Origin of the sequence: Flagellimonas aurea, from assembly GCF_017313785.1 — a bacterium.
Classification (GTDB): Bacteria; Bacteroidota; Bacteroidia; order Flavobacteriales; family Flavobacteriaceae; genus Flagellimonas; species Flagellimonas aurea.
Window position 1 is genome coordinate 18,663 of record NZ_JAFLNL010000011.1, and the last position, 23,047, is coordinate 41,709.

At 42.6% G+C, this 23,047-nt stretch carries 18 protein-coding genes; 6 read left to right on the forward strand and 12 right to left on the reverse strand.

The window, feature by feature from the left end; all coding sequences use genetic code 11:
• Positions 1-33: 33 nt before the first annotated feature.
• From J0656_RS16540 to recG, 4 genes are all read right to left on the reverse strand, one after another.
• Complete coding sequence (locus J0656_RS16540; RefSeq protein WP_207035908.1) at positions 34-1,551, reverse strand: hydroxymethylglutaryl-CoA lyase-like TIM-barrel protein; 1,518 nt, start codon at positions 1,549-1,551, stop codon at positions 34-36.
• A gap of 30 nt (positions 1,552-1,581) precedes the next feature.
• Positions 1,582-2,178 carry a 3-isopropylmalate dehydratase small subunit gene (gene leuD / locus J0656_RS16545; protein ID WP_207035910.1) on the reverse strand — a complete coding sequence of 199 codons (597 nt, stop codon included), beginning with the start codon at positions 2,176-2,178 and terminating at the stop codon, positions 1,582-1,584.
• A gap of 75 nt (positions 2,179-2,253) precedes the next feature.
• Positions 2,254-3,666, reverse strand: a complete 1,413-nt coding sequence (gene leuC, locus J0656_RS16550) for a 3-isopropylmalate dehydratase large subunit (RefSeq protein ID WP_207035912.1) — start codon at positions 3,664-3,666, stop codon at positions 2,254-2,256.
• 200 nt (positions 3,667-3,866) lie between these two features.
• On the reverse strand, positions 3,867-5,972 hold the full coding sequence (recG, locus tag J0656_RS16555; RefSeq protein ID WP_207035914.1) for an ATP-dependent DNA helicase RecG: 2,106 nt from the start codon (positions 5,970-5,972) through the stop codon (positions 3,867-3,869).
• Between the two features lie 46 nt (positions 5,973-6,018).
• On the opposite strand from recG, the gene J0656_RS16560 reads away from it, so the two are divergent.
• The gene (locus tag J0656_RS16560; RefSeq protein WP_207035917.1) at positions 6,019-8,109 is read left to right on the forward strand and encodes a M1 family metallopeptidase; all 2,091 of its coding nucleotides are present in this window, start codon (positions 6,019-6,021) and stop codon (positions 8,107-8,109) included.
• The gene (locus tag J0656_RS16565; protein ID WP_207035919.1) at positions 8,106-9,020 is read left to right on the forward strand and encodes a patatin-like phospholipase family protein; all 915 of its coding nucleotides are present in this window, start codon (positions 8,106-8,108) and stop codon (positions 9,018-9,020) included. Before J0656_RS16560 ends, J0656_RS16565 begins: the two co-directional genes overlap by 4 nt.
• Position 9,021: 1 nt before the next feature.
• Here the strand turns inward: J0656_RS16565 and J0656_RS16570 are convergent, their stop codons facing one another.
• The 5 genes from J0656_RS16570 to J0656_RS16590 all read right to left on the reverse strand — a co-directional run bounded on the left by J0656_RS16570 (position 9,022) and on the right by J0656_RS16590 (position 13,867).
• Positions 9,022-9,543, reverse strand: a complete 522-nt coding sequence (locus tag J0656_RS16570) for a DUF7935 family protein (RefSeq protein WP_207035921.1) — start codon at positions 9,541-9,543, stop codon at positions 9,022-9,024.
• 76 nt (positions 9,544-9,619) lie between these two features.
• Complete coding sequence (locus J0656_RS16575; RefSeq protein WP_207035923.1) at positions 9,620-10,393, reverse strand: coiled-coil domain-containing protein; 774 nt, start codon at positions 10,391-10,393, stop codon at positions 9,620-9,622.
• A 41-nt stretch (positions 10,394-10,434) separates the two neighbouring features.
• Entirely contained in the window at positions 10,435-11,997 is a 1,563-nt protein-coding gene (locus J0656_RS16580; RefSeq protein ID WP_207035925.1) for an FMN-binding glutamate synthase family protein, read from the reverse strand.
• Positions 11,998-12,099: 102 nt separating this feature from the next.
• Positions 12,100-13,386, reverse strand: coding sequence for an amidohydrolase (locus tag J0656_RS16585; RefSeq protein ID WP_207035927.1), 1,287 nt, complete (start codon positions 13,384-13,386; stop codon positions 12,100-12,102).
• Positions 13,387-13,408: 22 nt separating this feature from the next.
• Positions 13,409-13,867 (reverse strand): DsrE family protein, encoded by a 459-nt coding sequence (locus tag J0656_RS16590; protein WP_225604534.1) that lies wholly within the window; start codon positions 13,865-13,867, stop codon positions 13,409-13,411.
• A 221-nt stretch (positions 13,868-14,088) separates the two neighbouring features.
• Between J0656_RS16590 and J0656_RS16595 the strand changes: the two genes are divergently transcribed.
• From J0656_RS16595 to J0656_RS16605, 3 genes are all read left to right on the forward strand, one after another.
• The gene (locus J0656_RS16595; protein ID WP_207035931.1) at positions 14,089-16,419 is read left to right on the forward strand and encodes an ATP-dependent helicase; all 2,331 of its coding nucleotides are present in this window, start codon (positions 14,089-14,091) and stop codon (positions 16,417-16,419) included.
• 146 nt (positions 16,420-16,565) lie between these two features.
• Positions 16,566-18,782: an alpha/beta hydrolase gene (locus J0656_RS16600; RefSeq protein WP_207035933.1), complete on the forward strand. Its 2,217-nt coding sequence runs from the start codon at positions 16,566-16,568 to the stop codon at positions 18,780-18,782.
• Positions 18,783-18,913: 131 nt separating this feature from the next.
• A complete protein-coding gene (locus J0656_RS16605; RefSeq protein ID WP_207035935.1) occupies positions 18,914-19,534 on the forward strand; it encodes an L-threonylcarbamoyladenylate synthase in 621 nt (206 codons plus the stop codon).
• 54 nt (positions 19,535-19,588) lie between these two features.
• Here J0656_RS16605 and J0656_RS16610 read toward each other — a convergent pair whose 3' ends face one another.
• The 3 genes from J0656_RS16610 to J0656_RS16620 all read right to left on the reverse strand — a co-directional run bounded on the left by J0656_RS16610 (position 19,589) and on the right by J0656_RS16620 (position 22,019).
• On the reverse strand, positions 19,589-20,461 hold the full coding sequence (locus J0656_RS16610; protein ID WP_108247019.1) for an OmpA family protein: 873 nt from the start codon (positions 20,459-20,461) through the stop codon (positions 19,589-19,591).
• A gap of 97 nt (positions 20,462-20,558) precedes the next feature.
• Positions 20,559-21,560, reverse strand: coding sequence for a glycosyltransferase family 2 protein (locus tag J0656_RS16615; protein ID WP_207035937.1), 1,002 nt, complete (start codon positions 21,558-21,560; stop codon positions 20,559-20,561).
• 12 nt (positions 21,561-21,572) lie between these two features.
• Entirely contained in the window at positions 21,573-22,019 is a 447-nt protein-coding gene (locus tag J0656_RS16620) for a type I restriction enzyme HsdR N-terminal domain-containing protein (protein WP_207035939.1), read from the reverse strand.
• 26 nt (positions 22,020-22,045) lie between these two features.
• Here J0656_RS16620 and holA point away from each other — a divergent pair, with 26 nt between their 5' ends.
• Positions 22,046-23,047, forward strand: a complete 1,002-nt coding sequence (gene holA / locus J0656_RS16625) for a DNA polymerase III subunit delta (RefSeq protein WP_207035941.1) — start codon at positions 22,046-22,048, stop codon at positions 23,045-23,047.

Sequence of the window (23,047 nt, forward strand, 5' to 3'; positions counted from 1 at the left end):
TATCAGTTATCAATAAACAATTATCAAAGTCTGTTATACCAAATTCAACATTTTTTCCGTGGCTTTTATGGCAGATACCGTTTGGTCCGAATCGAGTCCGCGGGTGGTAAAGTCTTTTTCCTTGGTCTGCCAAGTGATCACGGTCTCGCAAAGGGCGTCGGAATTACTGCCTGGGGGAATACGCACCGCATAGTCCACTAGTTTGGGCAATTCTCTACCTTCTTTTTTGTACACTTTTTTCAAGGCGTTGATGAAGGCATCAAATTGACCATCGCCTTGGGCATTTTCCTCATAGATTTTACCTTCAATTTCTATGGAAAGGGTAGTGGAGGGTTTTAGTCCTTTGGAATGCGTTAAAACGTATGATTTCACAAAAACCTTTTGCTGATGCAGGTTGCTGTCAAGTACATCGGAAATGATGTAGGGCAGGTCGTCTTTTGTGACTCGTTCTTTTTTGTCCCCAAGCTCAATGATGCGTTCCGTGACTTTTTTCAGTTCGTCATCGTTCAAGGTCAACCCAAGTTCTTGAAGATTCTTTTGAATGTTTGCTTTTCCCGATGTTTTGCCCAGCGCATATTTGCGTTTCCTACCAAAACGTTCAGGTAATAAATCATTAAAGTAAAGATTCTTTTTACTGTCTCCATCCGCATGTATTCCAGCAGTTTGGGTAAATACATTATCTCCAACAATAGGTTTGTTGTCAGGTATGCTGAAACCCGTAAAGGCGGACACCAATTTACTTACTTTGTAAAGCGATGATTCCTTAACTCCAATCTTGATTTCGGGTAAAAAGTCGTTGATAACGGCCACAGCGCTTGCCAAAGGTGCGTTGCCAGCGCGTTCGCCCATACCATTTACCGTGAGGTGCAATCCGTGGGCACCAGCTCTTAGGGCTTCCATTACATTGGCCACGCTAAGGTCGTAATCATTGTGACCGTGAAAATCAAAATGAGTATTTGGATACCTTTCAATGATTTCCTTGAAAAATGCTCCAGTTTCGGTATGGGTCAATACACCCAAAGTGTCTGGAAGCAAAATTCGTTTAATGGGTTGTTGGGTCAGGAAGTCCAAAAACTGAAAAACGTAGTCCTTGGAATTGCGCATTCCGTTGCTCCAATCCTCTAAATATACATTGGTGTCTATGCCTAATTTGTTTCCTTCGGAAACTACCTTTTCAATTTCTGTAAAATGCTGTTCTGGAGTCTTTTTGAGTTGATGGATTAAATGGTTCAATGAGCCTTTTGTGAGTAGGTTCTGAACCTTTGCACCTGCCTTTTGCATCCATTTGAGCGATACGCCATTGTCCACAAAAGTCAGCACTTCCACTTTGGAAATATAACCTTCTGTAGCGGCCCAATCGGTTATCTTTCTCACAGCTTCCAGTTCCCCTTCGGAAACGCGGGCAGAGGCAACTTCGATACGGTCTACTTTGAGCTCTTCCAATAAAAGCTTTGCCAAGGTGAGCTTTTCCGAAGCCGAAAAGGAAACCCCAGAGGTTTGTTCACCATCCCGCAGGGTGGTGTCCATGATTTCTATGGTGCGTGTTTTCATTTTGTGTGCCGTAGTGTTCCGAGCAATGGATTATAAAGGCGTGCTTTCCGCGTATTTCTCAATGTCTTTCTGAATGTTCAACAAGTAGTCGATATCATCAAAACCATTGAGCATATTCTGTTTTTTGTAATTGTTGATGTCGAAACCTTCACTTTCGCCAGTGGCCAAAATGGTGATTTTTTCCTCGGGAAGGTTCACTTCCAACTCGGTTTTTGGGTTGGCTTCGATGGCCTTGAAGATTTTGTCCAAGAACTCGGGACTCACCTGAACGGGAAGAACTCCGATATTTAGACAGTTTCCCCTAAAAATATCTGCAAAAAAGCTGGATACCACACAGCGGAATCCGTAGTCGTATACCGCCCAAGCTGCATGTTCTCGAGAGGAACCTGAGCCAAAGTTTTTGCCACCTACCAAAATCTTTCCTGAGTAGATAGGATTGTTCAGTACGAATTGCTCTTTTGGCGTGCCATCGGAATTATATCTCCAGTCACGGAACAAATTGTCTCCAAACCCTTTACGCTCGGTAGCTTTTAGGAATCGTGCGGGAATGATTTGATCGGTATCCACATTCTCTATGGGCAATGGTACCGCGGAACTAGTTAGTATGTTGAATTTATCGTAAGCCATTTTTATTTCAATTTTCAGTTGTCAATTATCAATTACCAATGGATTTGTTCATTGCTAATTGTGCAGTGTTTATTGTTACGCCAATATTTCTTCGTGCATCAATTCTCTTGGGTCGGTCACTTTTCCAGTAACGGCTGCAGCAGCTGCCACCAATGGACTTGCCAATAAGGTACGGGCTCCTGGTCCTTGTCTTCCCTCAAAATTCCTGTTGGAGGTACTTACCGCATATTTCCCAGCGGGAATCTTATCGTCGTTCATGGCCAAACAGGCGGAACAGCCAGGCTCTCTCAATTCAAAACCAGCTTCGGTCAAAATATCCAAGATGCCTTCCTCCTTGATAGCCTCTTCCACTTTGTGAGATCCAGGAACCAACCAAGCGGTCACGTTGTCCGCTTTTTTCCTTCCTTTTATGATAGAGGCAAAAGCTCTAAAATCTTCAATTCTACCATTGGTACAGCTTCCGAGGAACACAAAATCGATAGGTTTGCCCACCATGGCCTCACCTTCGTTGTAATCCATGTATTCCAAGGATTTTTTGTAAGTAGCTGGAGAACCGTCGATGCTTTCCGCCAAAGGAATGTCCTTGCTGATACCGATGCCCATTCCAGGGTTGGTACCGAAAGTGATCATCGGTTCTATCTCACTGGCATCAAAAGTCACCTCTTTATCAAACTCGGCATCATTATCAGAATAGAGTGTGCTCCAGTATTCCATGGCAGCGTCCCAATCTTTGCCTTTCGGGGTATATTCCCTTCCTTTGATGTATTCAAACGTGGTTTCGTCTGGAGCGATCATACCGCCACGGGCACCCATTTCAATACTGAGGTTGCAAACGGTCATACGGCCTTCCATCGACATATTTTTAAAGACATCGCCTGCATATTCGGCAAAGTACCCAGTTGCACCAGAGGTGGACAATTTGGAAATAATGAAGAGCGCTACATCTTTCGGGGTAACTGCTTCGCTCAATTCCCCATTTACATTGATCCGCATACTCTTTGGTTTGGGCTGCATAATGCATTGGGTGGAGAGTACCATTTCCACTTCACTGGTACCGATACCAAAAGCGATGGCACCAAAGGCACCGTGCGTGGAGGTGTGGGAATCGCCACAAACAATGGTGGCCCCAGGTACGGTAATTCCGTTTTCTGGACCAATTACGTGCACAATGCCGTTTTTCCTATGTCCAAGTCCCCAATAGGGTATGTTGTGGGCGTTGGCGTTTTCTTCCAGAGCCTTTAACTGATTGGCGGACAAGGGGTCCTTAACGGGCAAGTGCTGGTTGCGGGTAGGAGTATTGTGGTCTGCGGTCGCAAAGGTGCGCTCTGGATACAATACTTTTATTCCTCTGTTCTTTAATCCTAAAAAAGCTACGGGACTCGTTACTTCGTGGACCAAATGCCTGTCAATAAAGAGTACATCTGGACCATTTTCAATATGCTTCACCACGTGGGAATCCCAAACTTTATCAAAAAGTGTCTTGCTCATTGTGTCTTCAATAATTTGTAAGCCTACAAAGTTAAAATTTGTGTGTAAACCGATTTTCGGTTAGTTGTAAAATTACGATGTTCAACCGCAATTTCAATGGGTTATTTTTAAAGTTAACAAATGGTAAGTGTTGATTTTCAATTTATAACAAAGAAGCTTGGAGAATCGTATCATCTTGCAATTACAAACCTAAATCGCTGCTAACTAATATAATTCCAAATGGTTTTGTTGGCCATCATTTTGGAATAGGCATTTAAAATAGGCGCATTTTCTGCTTTTTCCAGTCTTGGATCGTCTTTCAGCAATTGGATGGCATAGTAACGGGCCGTCTTCAGGATTTGATTATCCTTTACAATATCGGCAATCTTAAGGTTCAACATGCCGCTCTGTTGTGTGCCCATTAAATCGCCTGGCCCTCTCAGTTTAAGATCCACCTCCGCAATCTCAAAACCGTCGTTGGTATGCACCATGGTCTGTAAACGGGTCTTGGCATCTTCTGATAATTTATGGCCAGTCATCAAAATGCAAAAACTTTGTTCCGCACCTCGCCCAACACGCCCACGAAGCTGGTGCAACTGGGATAGGCCAAACCGCTCGGCACTCTCAATGATCATTACGGAGGCGTTCGGTACGTTGACACCAACCTCGATTACCGTAGTGGCAATCATAATCTGTGTTTCTCCTTTAACGAAGCGTTCCATTTCATAATCTTTGTCGCCAGGTTTCATTTGGCCGTGCACAATGGAGATTTGATACTCGGGCTGTGGAAAATCACGGGCAATACTTTCATATCCATCCATTAAGTCCTTGTAATCCAAAGCTTCAGATTCTTGAATCAGTGGATAGACAATATAGATCTGCCTCCCTTTTTTAATCTCATCTTTGATAAACCGAAATACTTTCAAACGGTTACTGTCGAACCTATGGACTGTTTTGATGGGTTTACGGCCAGGCGGTAGCTCATCAATTACAGAGATATCAAGATCGCCATACAGGCTCATGGCTAACGTTCTTGGGATAGGCGTAGCCGTCATCACCAAAATGTGAGGTGGCGTCTGATTTTTATGCCACAACTTTGACCGCTGCGCTACACCAAAACGGTGCTGCTCGTCCACAATGGCCAAACCTAGATTTTTGAACTGGACTTTGTCCTCCAAAACAGCATGGGTGCCCACCAAAATATTCAGGTTTCCATTTTCCAGTTGATTGTGAATCAAAGTCCGTTCAGATTTTTTTGTGGAACCTGTCAAGAGCGCAATTTTAACGTCCATGTTTTCCAAGAGTTCCTTGAGCCCGTTGTAGTGCTGGGTTGCCAAGATCTCGGTAGGAGCCATCAAACAGGTTTGGAAACCATTGTCGATGGCCAAAAGCATGCACATCAATGCCACAATGGTTTTTCCTGAACCTACATCTCCCTGTAAAAGTCGGTTCATCTGGGCATTGCTGCCCAAATCGTTGCGGATTTCCTTTATTACCCGTTTTTGGGCGTTGGTCAGTTCAAAAGGCAGGTGGTTTTCAAAGAATTCGGTAAACTTTTCGCCCACGGCTTCAAAAGGCATCCCTTTTATTTTTTGCTTGCGCTGTAAATTTTGGGAGATCAATCGCAATTGCACAAAAAATAGTTCCTCAAACTTTAAACGAAACTGAGCCTTGGCCAATAATTCTTGATTCTTCGGAAAGTGAATGTTGAAAAGAGCGGAACTCTTCGAAATCAATTTTAATTCTTCCAAAATGGTGGGGGATAACGATTCTTGGAACTTGCCCTTGCATTCCAAGAACAATTGTTGGATCATTTTACCCAAAACTCTGTTGGTGATGCCAAAATTTCCCAATTTTTCTGTTGAGGGGTAGATGGGCTGCATCACCATTTTTAATCCCTGTTGATGCTTTTGCAAAGTCTCCATTTCGGGATGGGGCATCGAGTAGGTGCCTCCATATTTGTTGACCCGTCCAAAGACCACGTAGGGTTCGTTCAATTTAAGATTTTCCTTGATCCATTTGTGACCTCGGAACCAGACAAGCTCCATCTGCCCTGTTTCATCCATAAAAGTGGCCACCAAACGCTTGCCACGCTTTTGTTCTACCATTTTTATATGAACAATTTTGCCCACTACCTGTACATCGGCGCCACTGGGCTGTAGTTGACTGATCTTATAGTAACTCGTCCTGTCCAAATATCGGTTGGGGAACAGGTGTAGCAGGTCCCTAAAGGTCTCAATGCCCAATTCGGCCTTTAAAATATCGGCTCGGTTAGGGCCAACACCCTTTAAATATGCTATGGGAGTTTGCAGAAAATTGGGATTCATCGAACTAAAATATGTAATTTGGAAGGACTTTTGATAAGATGATGGTATGAAGCTGAGCCCCATAGTTATTTTTTTCTTGTTCGCACAGTTCTTGTCCGCCCAAATTCAGGATAAAGTGGACTTTGTCCGTGCCGATGTACTCATTGAACCTACACCTTCCGAAAACCGCATCAGTGGTAAGGTTGCCTATCAATTCAAAGTGATAGAGGACGTAGATTCCATTTTTTTGGATGCCGTAAATATTGACTTTTCAATGGTCTCTCTTGATGGAATCAAAACTGATTACGATTACAACGGAAAGAAAATCACCATCAAAAAGGAGATGAAAATGGGGGAGAATCACATTGTCTCCATAGATTATGTGGCCAAACCAAAACAAACGGTATATTTTTTAGGATGGGATGATGGGGTCAGGAACAACGAGCAGGTTTGGACCCAAGGTCAGGGAAAATATACCAGTCATTGGCTGCCCAGTTTTGATGACATGACCGAAAAGGTGGAGTTTGACCTTGATATTCTTTTGAAGGAGGATTATACGGTAATCGCCAATGGAAATCTTGTAAAAAAAGAAGCCCTGCCCGATTCCGATGGATATTTATGGCAGTTTGATATGGAAGAGCCCATGAGCAGCTATCTCGTCGGTTTTGCCATTGGCGACTACAACAAAAAAACGATTGAATCCTCTTCGGGAGTTCCCATTGAGCTGTACTACGAACCTACGGATTTTGCAAAAGTGGAGCCCACTTACCGATATACCGCGCATATTTTTGACTTTTTGGAAACTGAAATCGGCATTCCGTATCCGTGGCAGAACTACAAGCAGGTGCCCGTTCAGGATTTTCTCTACGCAGGGATGGAAAACACTACCTGCACCATATTTTCCAATCAATATGTAATAGATTCCACGGCTTTTGTGGACAAGAATTACGTGAACATCAATGCGCATGAATTGGCCCACCAATGGTTTGGCAATCTGGTCACGGAAACCAGTAGCGAGCACCATTGGTTGCACGAAGGTTTTGCCACGTATTATGCCTACTTGGCAGAAAAGGATATTTTTGGAGACGACTATTTTTATTGGCATTTGTTAAAGACCGCACAAGCGCTGCGGAACTTTTCCGAGGATGATCAGGGCGAAGCTTTGCGAAATTCTGGAGCAGGTAGCTTAACCTTCTACGAAAAAGGTGCATGGGCCTTGGTGATGCTTCAAGACAGGGTAGGAGAGACGGTCTTTAAAAAAGGGGTTCAAAACTACCTAGACAAATACGCATTTAAGAACGTGACCATTCCCAATTTTATAGCGGAAATTGAAAAAACAGCGAACGATAATCTTGGGGATTTTGAAAAGCTGTGGCTACAGAACCCAGATTTCCCCTATAATCAGGTAGTTTCATTTTTGCAGGAAAAGAATGCATCCATCAAAATGTATTTTGAGCTTAAAAAACAGATAGCGGAGCAACCCGACAAGGCCGAAGCACTATTAAAGCGCAATTGGAGAAAATTAAAATCCCGTCAATTAAAGGAAAACCTTGTTTTGGATTATGGGGACAAGTTGTCGGCCGATTTTTTGGGCACTACCCTTCAGTCTGGAGATCTAAAGACAAGGCAGGCCACAATCCTCTCCCAAGACAAAATTCCAACAGAGCTACAAATGCAGATGGAAAGCCTTTTAAAGGACAAAAGCTATATCACCAAAGAGGCTGCTTTATATCGATTATGGACGGATTTTCCTCAAAACAGGAGCAAATACCTAAATGAAACCGATGGTATCACAGGTTTTCCAAATAAGAATATTCGATTGCTTTGGTTGACCCTGGCTTTGGTCACTCCTGAATATAATCCCGATTCAAAGGCGCTGTATTTTGACGAATTGAGCGGTTACACAGGTGCGGAACATCATTTTGAGACCCGTTTGATAGCTTTTGAGTACCTTAAAAATATTGGTGGCTTTACCGATATCGTGCTCAAAAACCTTGTGGATGCGTGCAATCATCACGTGTGGCACTTTAAAAAATCGGCCCGTACCATTTTGGGCGACTTTCTACAGTCCGAAGGGAATACTGCCCGCATTAAGGGACTTTACCCTTTGTTAAGTCAGGAAGAAAAGCAATATTTGGAGAAAACTTTAGGTGAATGAGGGCATTGGTCATTTCGGGAGGAGGTAGCAAAGGTGCCTTTGCGGGCGGCGTTGCCCAATTTTTGATTCAAGAGGCCAAACATGATTATGACCTGTTCGTTGGAACATCCACAGGAAGCCTTTTGATATCCCATTTGGCGCTGAACAAATTGGATAAGATCAAACATATCTATTCAAATGTTAATCAGGACAGTATCTTCAATAATTGTCCATTTATCATCAAGAAAAAACACGGGGTAGAGACCATTGCCATCAACCATTGGAACGTGATCAAAAATTTTATCAAGGGTAAAAAAACTTTTGGGGAAAGCGAAAACCTCAGAAAATTGATTCGTAGCTCCATTACCGTCCAAGAATTCAATAAGCTTAAAAAAAGCAAGGTGGATGTTGTGGTGACGGTATCAAATTTATCGCTGAATCAGGTGGAGTACAAATCCATTAATGATTGTACCTACGATGAGTTCTGTGACTGGATATGGATTTCATCCAATTACACTCCATTTATGAGTTTAGTAAAGAAAGATGGCTGCGAATATGCGGACGGAGGGCTTGGTACTCTAGTACCGATTGAGGAGGCTTTGTTACGTGGCGCTACGGAAGTGGATGTTGTAGTACTTCATACCGAGGTAAACCACTTGAACCGCATGTCATCTAAAAACCCTTTTGATTTGATTACTACCATTTTTGGGTTTATGTTGGATCGTATCGAGAACCAAAATGTGCGTATCGGGAAGTTGGTGGCCAACCAGAAGAATGCCATCATCAATTTTTACTATACGCCAACGGTTCTCACCACAAACTCATTGATTTTCAATAAAGAACGTATGACCTTGTGGTGGAAACGCGGTTATCTGTATGCCAAGAACAAGAATGACGAAACAAGTCCTATAGAACCTGAAAAACAGGAATAATTTATTTCCAAAGGTCGCTCACCTCTTTTTTAACATAGGCCAAGGCTGCATTGGAAGGTGATTCCTTTTCCATGGTCTGATTTAGGATGTCTTCTCGTAATTTATCCGGAGATTCAGTTGTACTCATTCCAGCGGAACGAATAATCTGTATGGTAGTGTTCTTCGCCGTTTTGATAATGTTCCAACAAGCATCCGACATGTAAATTTGTTGGGATAAGTTATGCTCGAACTCGGTTTCAATCTGTTTTATGAGCAAGTTTTCGTAATCACCCTTATTTTTACTGGTCGGCGCTACACGTACCACTAGGCTGTTAAGTGCAATGCGTTCCAAAAATAGGGCCATGCGCTCATACGCTTGCAAACGTATGGGCAAAGTTTCCTTTTGGGAATCTTTGTGCAACAAAAATCGTCTGCGCCCATCTTCGTTTCGGGTATGCAATCTAAAAAAGTAAAAGGCCACGGCACCCGTTACAACGGCCGGCATTAAATAAGCGAATAACTGAAGTATTTGATCTCCACTCATAAGGTAGTCTGGTTTTTTATTGATTTTACACTACCAAGAACGCATCAAAATTGTAAAAAGTATTTTTGACTAAAGGTTATTGGGTCGCTTTAGCACTTTCTTTGGCCTTAGCGTAAAAACCTTTGTAATCGGGTTGCAGTCTTATGTTGATTCCCTCTTTAAAATTACCATCCTTGGCGGAAATGCCTATGTTTTGGGCAGGAACTTCCAAATTGGTCACGAGTTCAGAGGCCACAGAAGCCACTTGGTCATAGGTAGAGCCAAATTCACCGGTAATGTTCAATCCTTCTACTTCGGCCTTAAAACTTGGATTGGATTTGATAATATCTGCCACACCGGCCAACCACGTTTTGCCTTCTTCCGTCAATTTATCAGAGGTGTCCGAACCAAAAAGCGTATTCAAGCTATTACTGATGACCACTACGCCACCTTCGACACTTACTTTGGCATTTTCCCCCAAGGTCTGTTTTATTCGCGTGAGAGAAACAATAGCGGTAGAGTCGTTTGCAGAAATCATATCATTAATTCCGCTCAATTGTCTTTCTTTTCTGGCAAGAGCAGCCATGGCACGATCCACGTTGTCCGAGTTTTGTTTAGATAGCTGTGAAAAATTGCTCATGTTGCCCAACAGGGTCGCATTTGCATCACGAAGCGTTAAGTTTTCCGATTTCAAGGCCTCTGCTTCGGCATTACTGGATGATATTTCCCTTTTTGCAACAGCGAGTTCTTGTTCCACTTCGGATATTTTTGATTTTAGATTGTCTATTTCAGCAATCAAATCACTTTTTCTCTGCGAATAAACACTTGTGGTTATAACAAGAAGCGCAATGACGAGTAGATTGTTTTTCATAAGTAGTACAATTATTTGGGTCTAAGTTATAATGTTTTTAATTAAGTTGTTTTCTTGCCTCCAAGATGCTCACAATTATAGAGCTCCTGCATAGAGGTGAAGGGCACTTTCTCTTTTTGGTACTTGTACACCCTTCTAATATCGCTGCTAAGATAATCATCATCCACATTCACTTGTATATCCTCCATATGAAATTGGCAGGGATGTTCATACCCCGCTGCATGGGTGATTTCCAAGAATTCCTTTTTGAAAGTATTGAAGTATTGGGCCAACCTATCCGATTTTAACGGCACGTTGATTCCGCTCTGTCTCCATTTGTTCTGCGTAGCAACACCTGCGGGACATCTATTGGTGTGGCAAACCTGTGCCTGAATACATCCAATGCTCATCATGGCTTCCCGGGCCACGTTGATGCAGTCCGCGCCCATAGCAAATGCCATGGCGGCCTTCCCGGGAAAACCTAATTTTCCACTTCCAATAAAAACAATTCTATCCGTAAGACCATGGTCTAGAAATATCTTGTAGACCGAAGAGAACCCATAGGTCCATGGCAAGGAAACATGGTCGGCAAAACTTGGAGGCGCTGCTCCTGTGCCTCCTTCACCGCCATCAATGGTTATAAAATCTGGGCCTTTGCCCGTTTTCTTCATCAAATCGGCAAGTTCTTGCCATTGGTCAATTTTACCTATGGCACCCTTAATTCCGACGGGGAGTCCTGTTTCCTCAGCTATGGATTCAATAAACTCCATAAGCTCTGGAATTGTGGAAAATGCTTTGTGGGTAGGAGGGGAGATGACATCTTTTCCAACTTCCACACCACGGATTTCAGCAAGCTCATGGGTGATTTTAGAACCGGGAAGTACTCCTCCCTTACCAGGTTTGGCTCCTTGGGAAAGCTTGATCTCAATAGCTTTGATACATGGATTTTCATCAACAAGGACTTTTAACTTGTCCATTGAAAACCCTCCATCTCTTGAACGTACTCCAAAATATCCGGTTCCAAAATGAAAAATCACATCGCCTCCCTGCTTATGATAGGGTGAAAGGCCCCCTTCGCCTGTATTGTGGTAGGCGCCGCACTTTTCAACTCCCTTGTTCAATGATTCGATGGCAGCCGCGGAAAGCGAGCCAAAACTCATTGCGGATACATTGATGATGGATGCCGGGCGGTATGGTTTCCTTCGTTTATTATAGGCACCCATTACCTTTGCGCACGGTATAAAATATGGATGTTCAATATTTGGATGCTTTTCTGGGACCTGGAACCCTATCATTGCATTTTTTATAAAAAGATGTTGGTGCTTGTAAATGTCCCTGTCGGTACCAAACCCTTCGTAATTATTTTCTTTTTTGGCCGATGCATATATCCAGCTTCGCTCTATTCTATTAAAAGGAAGTTCTTCCCGATTGTTGGCAACAAAATATTGCCGCATTTCAGGTCCTATACTTTCCAGCCAGTACCTTAGGTGCCCCACCACCGGATAGTTGTGGCTGATGGTATGGGCCTTTTGAAAAAAGATATCGCGAATGGCCACTATCGCCAGAAAAATCAAAACCCAAGTCCACCAAGGGACGTCGCCTAAAAAATCGAGGAATCCTTCCATTTATTCAATTTGATATAGTAGCTACAAATATCAAGCCCCAACATCCAAATTCCAAATATTGGAGGACATTGGGGCTTAAAAGTATGTATTTGTTAATATTGATTATTTGCTTCTATCCAAGTAATCCAAAGCGATTTCCGTCATGGCTTTTACACCAAGCTGTAATCCGCTATCGTCAATTTTAAAATCGGGAGTGTGATGGGGAAAGTGCTCATCAGGACCTGCATTGGGGTCTTTTCCTCCCAAAACATAAAAGAAACCGGGTATATTTTCTTGGTAGAACGAAAAATCCTCAGCTCCCGTTATGGCCTTGATCAAATGTACATTTTCCGCTCCTGCCACTTCTTGAAGACTGGGTAACGATGTAGCTGTCAAATCGGGGTCGTTGTAGGTGATTGGAACTCCTTTGGCGATTTCCACGGTTGCATCGGCACGGTAGGCCTTGGCAATGGTTTCAGCCATTTCTATCATCCTATCGTTAACTTGTTTTTGCATGTCATAATCCAACGTACGGATAGTTCCGATAAGTTCGGCACTTTCCGGAATGATATTGTTACGTACTCCGCCACTGATTTTTCCGACCGTGATAACGGCAGCTTCCTTGGTCAATTCCAATTCCCGGCTGATGATGGACTGGTACCCATCTACAATTTTGGATGCCACAAAAATGGGGTCGATACCGCCCCAAGGCTGTGAACCGTGGGATTGTTTTCCCTTGATCTTAACAACAAAGCGTTGTGCTGCGGCCATTGCTCCGCCTGGCTTATAGGCAATGTGCCCAACAGGTAAGTAGGAGCCAATGTGAAGTCCGTAAATCGCATCCACTTTTGGATTGTCAAGAACACCCTCTTTGACCATAAGTTCTGCGCCACCTTCTTCACCTGGAGGTGCACCTTCTTCGGCAGGTTGGAATATGAATTTTACGGTACCATGGATTTTGTCCTTGTTCTTGGCCAAGACTTCGGCTGTTCCCATCATGATTGCAATGTGCGTGTCGTGTCCACAGGCATGCATCACTCCGACCTCTTCGCCCAAATACTCGGATTTTACTTCTGATTTAAATGGTAAGTCGTTTCTTTCTGTCACCGGTAATGCATCAATATCTGCTCTCAGTGCGACCACTTTTCCCGGATGGTCCCCTTTTAAGAGACCTACAACGCCAGTATGGGCAACACCTGTTTGTACCTCTATGCCAAGGGATTTTAGGTGGGCAGCGATTTTCTCCGCAGTTTTGAACTCTCGGTTGCTCAGTTCAGGATGTTGGTGCATGTCGCGACGCCATTCAATCACTTTGGATTCAACGGCAGCGATGTCCTTTTCCAGCCCATGATCTTGGGCATACATGGATAAACTTGCGGTGCAAAGTGCAAGTGCTAAAATGTTCTTCATAATATAATTGTGTTGAGTTAGTTTATAGTCTAATCGGGCGGTAACCTTGGTTTTGCAATTGAATATTGGCTGTCATGGCGGAGAGCGCGATTTTTACCCCAGGAATCAAATCTTCTTTTGGTAGGTCCCTTGTTTTGGACGACTGTCCGCACATGATTATTTCCACACCTGCGGCTAACAGTTTTTCAACGAGTTCTCGATTTGGATTTTCTACGTTATACCTGGCTTTATATGCATCATCGGACAGTAAATTTCTTGCTGCGGTGCCATGCACTATCAATGCTGCCTTTAATTGAGCGGTTGGTATGCCACTTTGGGCGTGCATATTCAAAAAACGTGCAACGGTATTAATGTTCCTGTTAAGTTCTGTATCAGACTCAGGGCCATCCTTAACATCAAAAACCACTTTAAATTCTTGGGATGTGTCCGTCTCAAAGTCGGGGTCGTTGATTTCCCATACCGCACCGTAGCCTTCTATCACGGGGCCCGACTTGGTAGTTTGAGAAAATCCAGAAAACACAAGGAAAAGTAAAAGGAATTGAGGTAAACGTTGAAAATTCATCAGCTATTTGAGTTGAGACGTTAAATATATTTAAAAATAGGTCCAAATCCGAAAACGATGTTTATAAAAATTGAAAGCTTGATTTTAGCAAGAGCTCAATATTGGCTAATTTCACGGCTACTTTTAAAAGCTTCTGGCCCTTGAGTAATTTTATAGATGAATTGAATGATGCGCAGCGCGCCCCCGTGCTGCATAAGGATGGACCTCTAATGGTGATTGCCGGTGCAGGCTCTGGAAAGACCCGAGTGCTTACGTACCGAATCGCACATTTAATGGAGCAAGGAGTGGATTCCTTTAATATTTTGGCGTTGACCTTTACCAATAAGGCCGCCCGTGAGATGAAGAAGCGTATTGCTACCATTGTTGGCAATTCCGAGGCGAAAAACCTTTGGATGGGAACCTTCCACTCCGTTTTTGCCAAATTGCTCCGTTTTGATGGTGACAAACTGGGCTATCCGAGCAACTTCACTATTTACGATACCCAAGATTCACAACGTTTGATTGCTGCCATTATCAAAGAAATGGGGCTGGACAAGGATATTTACAAGTACAAACAGGTCCAGAACCGGATATCTTCCTACAAGAACAGCTTGATTACGGTGAAAGCATACTTTCAAAATCCTGAATTGATGGAGGCGGATGCGATGGCCAAGCGCCCAAGGTTGGGTGAAATCTATCAGAACTATGTAGATAGATGCTTTAAGGCGGGTGCCATGGATTTTGATGATTTGTTGCTGCGGACTAATGAGCTACTGACCCGATTTCCTGAGGTGCTGATGAAATACCAAGATCGTTTCCGATATATTTTGGTGGATGAGTACCAGGATACCAACCACTCACAATATTTAATTGTAAAGGCGTTATCGGACCGTTACCAAAATATTTGTGTGGTGGGGGACGATGCACAGAGTATTTATTCCTTCCGTGGCGCAAACATTAGTAATATACTCAACTTTCAACGGGATTACGACAATGTGGCCGTGTATCGGTTAGAGCAAAATTACCGTTCCACCAAGAATATTGTAAACGCAGCAAACTCCATCATTGCAAACAATAAAAATCAGCTGGAAAAAAATGTGTGGACTTCCAATGACGATGGGGGGCTCATAAAAATCCATCGAAGTGTTACCGATGCCGAGGAGGGTAGGTATGTGGCTGGCTCCATTTTTGAGAGCAAGATGCAAAATCAAATGCAGAACGGTGAGTTCGCCGTGCTGTATCGTACCAATTCACAATCCCGCGCCATTGAGGACGCACTGCGCAAGCGGGATATCCCATATCGTATTTATGGTGGATTATCTTTCTACCAGCGCAAGGAAATCAAGGATGTACTTGCCTATTTGCGATTGGTCATCAACCCCAAAGATGAGGAAGCGCTAAAACGGGTCATAAACTTTCCTACTCGTGGGATAGGGCAGACCACGATTGATAAACTTGTGGTTGCAGCCAATCATTACGGGCGTTCCATTTATGAGGTCATGGAACATTTGGACAAGCTCAATATGAACATCAATGCCGGTACCAAACGTAAACTGGCGGATTTTGTCACCATGATCAAGAGCTTCCAGATTATGAACGAAGGCTCCGATGCCTTTGTGCTGGCAGAGCATGTAGCAAAGAAGACAGGTCTTTTATTAGAGTTCAAAAAAGATGGTACCCCCGAAGGGATTGCCAAAATGGAGAATATCGAGGAGCTTTTGAACGGTATCAAGGATTTTGTGGAGGGCCAAAAAGAAGTTGCAGATGCCACGGGGAGTCTTACCGAGTTTTTGGAAGATGTAGCATTGGCAACGGACATGGACAAGGATATCGAGGATGATGACAGAGTGGCACTCATGACCATTCACCTGGCCAAAGGTTTGGAATTCCCCTACGTCTATATCGTGGGGATGGAGGAAGATTTGTTTCCATCCGCCATGAGTATGAACACTAGGAGCGAGCTGGAAGAAGAGAGACGACTGTTCTACGTGGCACTCACCCGGGCAGAAAAACAGGCATTTCTTACCTATACACAAAACCGCTATCGTTGGGGAAAATTGATTGACGCCGAACCAAGTCGTTTTTTGGAAGAAATTGAAGAAAAGTATGTAGAGAACCTAACGCCGGTCAATGATGGTTACCGATACAAATCAACAATCGATAAGAATATTTTCGGCGAGGTGGACAAGAGCAAGCTGCGTCAGGTAAAGCCATCGAACGGAACACCTCCCAGTGTTCAGGGTCCAAATGAAAACCAATTGCGTAAGCTCCGCAAACTAAAGCCCGAAATATCTTCTCCTACACAACCAATGGATTTGGACCCAGGTCTGGTAACAGGTGCCCGTGTGAACCATACGCGTTTTGGAAGGGGAAAAATCCTTAATATTGAAGGTGCCGGTAACGATAGAAAAGCGGAAATACATTTTGATCAGGGTGGAATCAAAAAATTATTGCTGCGCTTTGCCAAGCTTGAGGTTTTGGACAATGCCTAATGCAAATTTTCACTTTCTGACAATTTAACCTTTACTGGTTTGGGGATTTTCTAATTAATTTTCTGGAGTAGGTTGCTATGGACAAAAATGCTTAAATTCAGAGCTATTATTCTGAATTTTAAGACCAAACCAACCAACCTCCCCCTATGAAGAATCTATTTCTTAGACCTGTATTTTTAGCAGTTGCCATTCTTGTTGTCACCCTTTTCGGAGTGGCCGGTTATCACTACGCTATTGGATATCCCGCTTGGGTTACCATGGTGGCCGGAGTATTGATAGGCATCGTACTGATTCTAGTTTTAAAATTATTGCTGACTTGGCTCTTTCCATTGGCCAAGAAGATTCCAGTGCCGATTGCAACAACAATCTTAGGAGGCTTTTTGGCCCTTTATATTATGAGGATGTATGCCTTTAGATGGCCATCCATTTTGTTCTACAGTCTCGCTTTGTTTGGATTTATCTGCTTGGTTCTTCTTGTTATGGGCATCTGGCAAATCATAAAAAATAAAAATACAGGAAAGGGCAGCGCACTTATTCTTATTGGGATTGTTCTGATTGCATTGGGGCTTTATGGATTCAATACTTTGGATGGCGACCCGTATTTGGAAGAGTCATCATCTGAAGAACGAATGCCCGAAACAACATTGAGCGAACTTGGCGTTGCTGACCCATCAAAAAATGGCGATTTTGAAATTGAAGTCTTTACCTACGGTAGTGGAACCGATGAGAAAAGACCAGAATATGCTGAAGGTGTCAGATTCAAGACACCAACTGTAAACGCAACTTTGTTACTTCCGGAATGGAAGGGCAAAAAGAAAAAATGGCGCGAAAAATATTGGGGGTTTGGCGTGGACAGCTTCCCGTTGAATGCCCGTGTGTATATGCCCAAAGGTGAAGGTCCTTTCCCAATGGTTATGATGGTACATGGCAACCACAGTATGCTCGATTATTCCGATGGCGGTTATGCCTATCTCGGTGAGCTTTTGGCCAGTCGTGGTATAATAGGGGTCTCGGTTGACGAAAACTTCATCAACGGGCATTGGTTCGGTGATTTTATGGGCAAGGAAATGCCAACGCGTGGTTGGTTGTTGCTGAAACATCTGGAACAATGGCGAAATTGGAACGACGATGAGAGTTCCGAATTATCAGGAAAGGCAGATTTGGACAATGTAATCTTAATGGGGCATTCCAGAGGAGGCGAAGCGGTATCCATAGCGGCAGCTTTTAATAAATTAGAGAGGTTTCCCGATAATGGCAATGAGAAGTTCGACTTTGATTTTGGGATTAAAGGTATTATTACCGTAGCACCCACAGATTATAGGTACAATCGTGAGATTAGTTTAAAGGACATCAACTATTTGAGCATTCAAGGTGCATCAGACGCTGATGAAACAAGTTTTTGGGGAATGCGCCCATATCACAGACTGCAATTTTCCGATGATTTTGATGGCTTTAAAACCGGATTGTATATGAACCATGCCAATCATGGTCAATTTAATTCATCTTGGGGACGTTCGGATTTTGGCGCTCCTATGAAATGGTTGCTCAATCTTGAACCACTGGTCACAGGAGAGGAGCAAAGGCAAGTGGCAAAGGTTTATGTCAGTGCATTTGCCGAGAGCATATTTAAAGACGATGAAAGTTACCGACCCATGTTCAAAAATGTTGATTTGGTGCATGATTGGTTGCCCAAAGAAACCTATAGAAGTCAATATAGCGACATACATAAGAATGTGCTGGTCAATTTTGAAGGGGATATAGATTTGACCAATGCTACGGACAGCATTTTACTTGCTGCCAATAACTTCAAAGTTTGGCGTGAAACCGAGCTGATGTCCAGAGACGGCGGGAGCCAGCAAAACAACGCTTTGGTCTTGGGCTGGCACCATGGTAAAAATGTGCAGAAGGATTCTATTCCCGTTTATAGTATTATGCTGCCAGATACATTGAAAAATTTCAGTATTGCAGATACCCTCGCTTTATCTATGGCTATGGGTGATATTTCAGAACTGGAACTAAAAGATGGGGACAAAAAGGACAATCTACCAAAGTTTGGTTTCAATTTTAGTGTAATGCTTAAAGATAGTACGGGCAATACGGCCTCGGTTGCCATTTCGGACTACAATGTTTTACCGGGAGTAATCAAAACCAAGTTTACCAAGTTTGATTTTCTGGACAAAAACATGATAGGAAAAAACGCTGAGGACCAATTAAAAAGCTGCTATTTGCCCATGTCATCTTTCTTAAAACAGAACGATAGCTTAAAGCTGGACAAGATTAAAAGTATCCATATGGTTTTTGATAAGGATTCTATTGGGGTAGTGATTCTTGATGATATTGGGTTATACCGAGCTGGGAGATAAAGCATCAATATTTTACTAAAATATTTCGATTTAAGCTCATTGTTAATATGGGCGGCTTAAACGCTCTGCTGAATTATAAGCGTATCTTTGTACTTGGCTCTTTGGCTTCATTCTACTTATCTAAATAAAAAATGGCAGAGTTTATTAAGCTTTATGAAGAAAACCCGAACCCTAAGCAGGTGCAGCAAGTTGTGGACGTGCTCCGAAAGGGCGGCCTTGTGATCTACCCTACGGATACGGTTTACGGACTTGGTTGCGATATCACCAATACCAAGGCATTGCAGCGAATTGCCCGGATTAAGGGAATAAAGCTTGAAAAGGCCAATTGGTCGTTTATTTGTGCGGATTTGAGCAATCTTTCGGACTATGTTCGCCAAATAGATAGCCCTACGTTCAAGATTCTAAAAAGAACCTTGCCAGGGCCTTATACTTTTATTCTACCGGGAAACAATAATTTACCAAAGGACTTTAAGAAAAAGAAAACGGTAGGTATCCGTGTGCCCGATAATTCGATTGCACGCGCCTTGGTAACTGGATTGGGTCACCCCATTGTTTCTACGTCTATACGTGATGATGATGATATTTTGGAATATACCACGGACCCTGAACTTATTTTTGAGAAATGGCAGAATCTTGTGGATGTCGTGATTGACGGCGGATACGGTGATAACGTTGCCTCTACGGTAATAGACCTTTCAGGAGACGAACCGGAAGTGATTCGGGAAGGCAAGGGCAGCCTTGAGATATATTAATAAAAAAAGCGGCCAATTTTTGGCCGCTTTTCTTTTAAAGCTTAAGCTTATTTCTTATTTACCAGAACCACCGATTGCTGGATCCTTCATTCCTTCTTCGATCATGCTATAGAACTGATCAATTTTTGGAAGTACAACAATTCTTGTTCTTCTGTTTTTGGCTCTGTTTGCAGAAGTATCGTTACCTACTAGTGGCACGTAGTAGCTACGTCCGGCGGCAGTCATTCTTGCAGGGTCTACACCAAAATCATCTTGAAGTATTCTAACAACGGATGTTGCTCTTTTGGCACTCAAATCCCAGTTGTCAAGTAGTACACCACTTCTGTAAGGTACGTTATCTGTATGACCTTCTACCATAAATTCAAAATCAGGCTTGTTGTTTACTACCTTGGCAACTTTACCAAGTACTTCTTTAGCAGCGTTGGTCACGTTGTAGCTTCCGCTTCTAAACAACAATTTATCAGAGATGGAAACGAATACAACACCTTTTTCAACACTGATTTCGATGTCTTCATCGTCCAAGTTACCCAATACACCTTTTAAGCTCTGTACCAAAGAAAGGTTAACAGAATCTCTACGTGTAACGGCATCTTGCAGTTTTCTAATGGTAAGGTCTTTTTCTTTAAGGCTTTCCAAAGACTTTTCAAGGTTTTCAGCACCTTTTGTTGTAAGCGTAGTCAAGTTGCCCATATTGTTGATGAGTTCTTGGTTGTTCGCTTTAAGGAATGCATTTTGGTCTTCGAGAGTTTTCAACCTAGAGTCAGCGGTTGCTTTATCTTCCAAACAATCGTTCAATTTAACGGTTGCGGAATTTAATAGGTCTTGCGTTTCTTTGTGCTTGGCCTCCAATTCGGCATATTTCTTTTGCGATACGCAAGAGGATAATAGAATCGTCATTGCCAATGTTCCTAGAAAAACTTTTTTCATAGTTCAGATTATAATTTAAGGATTGTTAGATATATCAAATGTTAAAAAAACTATACCAAAATTAGATAAAAAGCAAAGTACCTATATTTCGGCTTCGTTAATCTTTTACTAAAATGTTAAAATTCTCTACTTGATGTACGAAGTAGGACCATACTATGGATGTCGTAATATGGTATTTTAATATAAAATTAGCTTTTTCGCGTTTTTTGTACATTTTTATAAAGTTAGCATAAAAGCTAAGATGGGCCCGCAAAATGGCGAAACAATGGTCGAATTTTAATTGGAATACAAAGCGCAAGGCGGCCAAGGCGTCCAAGACCAATCGGGCAAATACCAAAGGGATTGCTTTTTTTCTGGGAAGATTTTTTGTAATGGAGTACAACGAGTTCCTAAAGTTGAGAAATGTTTTCTTCGGGTTCATATTGGAAAGGGTGCTCCCGCCCAAATGATACACGCTGCTGTGTCCCACATAATATACTTTGTGTCCTGCATTTTTTGCGCGCCAACATAGATCTATCTCTTCTTGATGGGCAAAGTAATCCTCGTCAAAACCTTCCAGTTGATGGAACACTTCACTTTTGATAAACATACAGGCGCCCGTGGCCCAGAATACTTCTTTGATATCGTTGTATTGGCCTTCGTCTTTTTCTATGGTCTGAAAAATACGCCCCCTACAAAAAGGATATCCGAACATATCAATAAATCCACCTGCTGCACCAGCATATTCAAAGTGGTCTTTTTGGATTAGGTCCAAAATTTTTGGTTGAATAATGGATGCTTCGAGAATCGACTTAAAGGCATCTTTGATAGGCTCCAGCCAGTTGGGAGTTACTTCCACGTCAGAATTCAATAAGCAGAATACGTCAGCTTCAATATGTTTAAGGCCATCGTTATATCCCTTGGCAAAACCACCATTAGAGCTATTTTGAACTATTCCAATGGTAGGGTAGTGCTGTTTTAGAAAATCAACCGATCCGTCGGTGCTGGCATTGTCCACTACATATATATCGGCTCCATCCGAATGCTTCATAACAGAAGGCAGGAACCTTTCGAGCAAGGCTTCTCCATTCCAGTTGAGTATGACGACGGCGATTTTCAAAACGGAGGCAAATTAACGGCTAAATTCAGGAATATCCTTCAAAAAGGTATACTTTTCATTCTCATGGTCCATTTTACAATAATAATGATCTAGGCCGTTGGTCACCATTAAGTATTCAGCCTTTAGCTCATAATTGTAGCGGGCTATTTGGTCAAAAGTATCCTGAGTGATTTTCACATCCGGCCCCTTGCATTCGATTAAAAGAAGTATGGAGCCATCAGGGTTAAATACCACGACATCGTATCGTTTCTTTAGGTTGTTGACCGTCAACTGTTTTTCAACGTTGATCAAGCTCTTCGGATAATTTTTGGTAAAGACCAAATATCTGAGCACGTGCTGGCGAACCCATTCTTCCGGTTGGAGGACTACAAATTTTTTACGTAGCCCATCAAAAATGTACTGCCTATTTTGGCTATTTTTGATTCGAAACGAATAGGGTGGAAAATTCAAATCTTGCATTCTACAAAACTGGTGATATAATTTGAATGGACAAAGTAAAGGAGATTGTATCGGAAATCAACAATGGAAATCCAAAACCTATATATTTTTTAATGGGGGATGAGCCCTATTATATTGATAGGATTTCTCAATATATTGCCGAAAATGTACTCACGGAAGATGAGAAAGGCTTTAATCAAATGGTATTGTACGGTAAGGACACCTCTGTGGATGACATAGTTGCGAACGCCAAGCGATTTCCTATGATGGCCCAGTACCAAGTGGTAATTGTAAAGGAAGCCCAACATTTGTCAAGAACTATCGAAAACCTTGTTTCTTACGCTGAGAACCCACAGCCGACCACGATTTTGGTGCTTTGCTACAAATACAAGAAGTTGGATAAGCGTAAAAAACTGTACAAGGCCATTAACAAAAGTGGCGAGCTGTTCGAAAGCAAAAAACTCTACGATAATCAAGTGGCGGATTGGATTCGAAGGACCTTGGCGAGTAAAAAGTACAAGATTTCCCCCAAAGCCTGTGTAATGCTGGTGGAGTATCTTGGAACTGATTTGAGCAAAATCAGCAACGAACTTGATAAATTGACTTTGATTGTGCCACCTACCAAGGAAATTACTCCCGAGCTGATAGAGGAACATATTGGGATAAGCAAAGACTTCAATAATTTTGAGCTGAAAAAAGCGATTGGGGAGCGTGATGTTAAAAAGGCATCACGAATCATTGATTATTTCGCACAGAACCCAAAGGACAATCCCTTTGTGGTTACGGTTACGCTACTGAACACCTTTTTCACCCAACTTTTGCAATATCATGGACTCAAGGACCATTCTCCAGGAAATGTGGCCAAGGTACTTGGCGTTAATCCTTATTTTGTAAACGAGTATGTAGTGGCCGCAAAAAATTACCCGATGAAAAGAGTGAGCGGCATTATTTCCAGCTTAAGGAATTTAGATCTAAAGGGGAAAGGAGTAGGTGCCAGCAATATGGGACAGGCCGATTTGCTGAAAGAACTACTATCCGAAATAATCTAA

Excerpts from the sequence above, each read along its gene's own strand:
- J0656_RS16540 (WP_207035908.1), bottom strand. The coding sequence starts at position 1,551 with ATGAAAACACGCACCATAGAAATCATGGACACCACCCTGCGGGATGGT.
- leuD (WP_207035910.1), bottom strand. The coding sequence starts at position 2,178 with ATGGCTTACGATAAATTCAACATACTAACTAGTTCCGCGGTACCATTG.
- leuC (WP_207035912.1), bottom strand. The coding sequence starts at position 3,666 with ATGAGCAAGACACTTTTTGATAAAGTTTGGGATTCCCACGTGGTGAAG.
- recG (WP_207035914.1), bottom strand. The coding sequence starts at position 5,972 with ATGAATCCCAATTTTCTGCAAACTCCCATAGCATATTTAAAGGGTGTT.
- J0656_RS16560 (WP_207035917.1), top strand. The coding sequence starts at position 6,019 with ATGAAGCTGAGCCCCATAGTTATTTTTTTCTTGTTCGCACAGTTCTTG.
- J0656_RS16565 (WP_207035919.1), top strand. The coding sequence starts at position 8,106 with ATGAGGGCATTGGTCATTTCGGGAGGAGGTAGCAAAGGTGCCTTTGCG.
- J0656_RS16570 (WP_207035921.1), bottom strand. The coding sequence starts at position 9,543 with ATGAGTGGAGATCAAATACTTCAGTTATTCGCTTATTTAATGCCGGCC.
- J0656_RS16575 (WP_207035923.1), bottom strand. The coding sequence starts at position 10,393 with ATGAAAAACAATCTACTCGTCATTGCGCTTCTTGTTATAACCACAAGT.
- J0656_RS16580 (WP_207035925.1), bottom strand. The coding sequence starts at position 11,997 with ATGGAAGGATTCCTCGATTTTTTAGGCGACGTCCCTTGGTGGACTTGG.
- J0656_RS16585 (WP_207035927.1), bottom strand. The coding sequence starts at position 13,386 with ATGAAGAACATTTTAGCACTTGCACTTTGCACCGCAAGTTTATCCATG.
- J0656_RS16600 (WP_207035933.1), top strand. The coding sequence starts at position 16,566 with ATGAAGAATCTATTTCTTAGACCTGTATTTTTAGCAGTTGCCATTCTT.
- J0656_RS16605 (WP_207035935.1), top strand. The coding sequence starts at position 18,914 with ATGGCAGAGTTTATTAAGCTTTATGAAGAAAACCCGAACCCTAAGCAG.
- J0656_RS16610 (WP_108247019.1), bottom strand. The coding sequence starts at position 20,461 with ATGAAAAAAGTTTTTCTAGGAACATTGGCAATGACGATTCTATTATCC.
- J0656_RS16620 (WP_207035939.1), bottom strand. The coding sequence starts at position 22,019 with ATGCAAGATTTGAATTTTCCACCCTATTCGTTTCGAATCAAAAATAGC.
- holA (WP_207035941.1), top strand. The coding sequence starts at position 22,046 with ATGGACAAAGTAAAGGAGATTGTATCGGAAATCAACAATGGAAATCCA.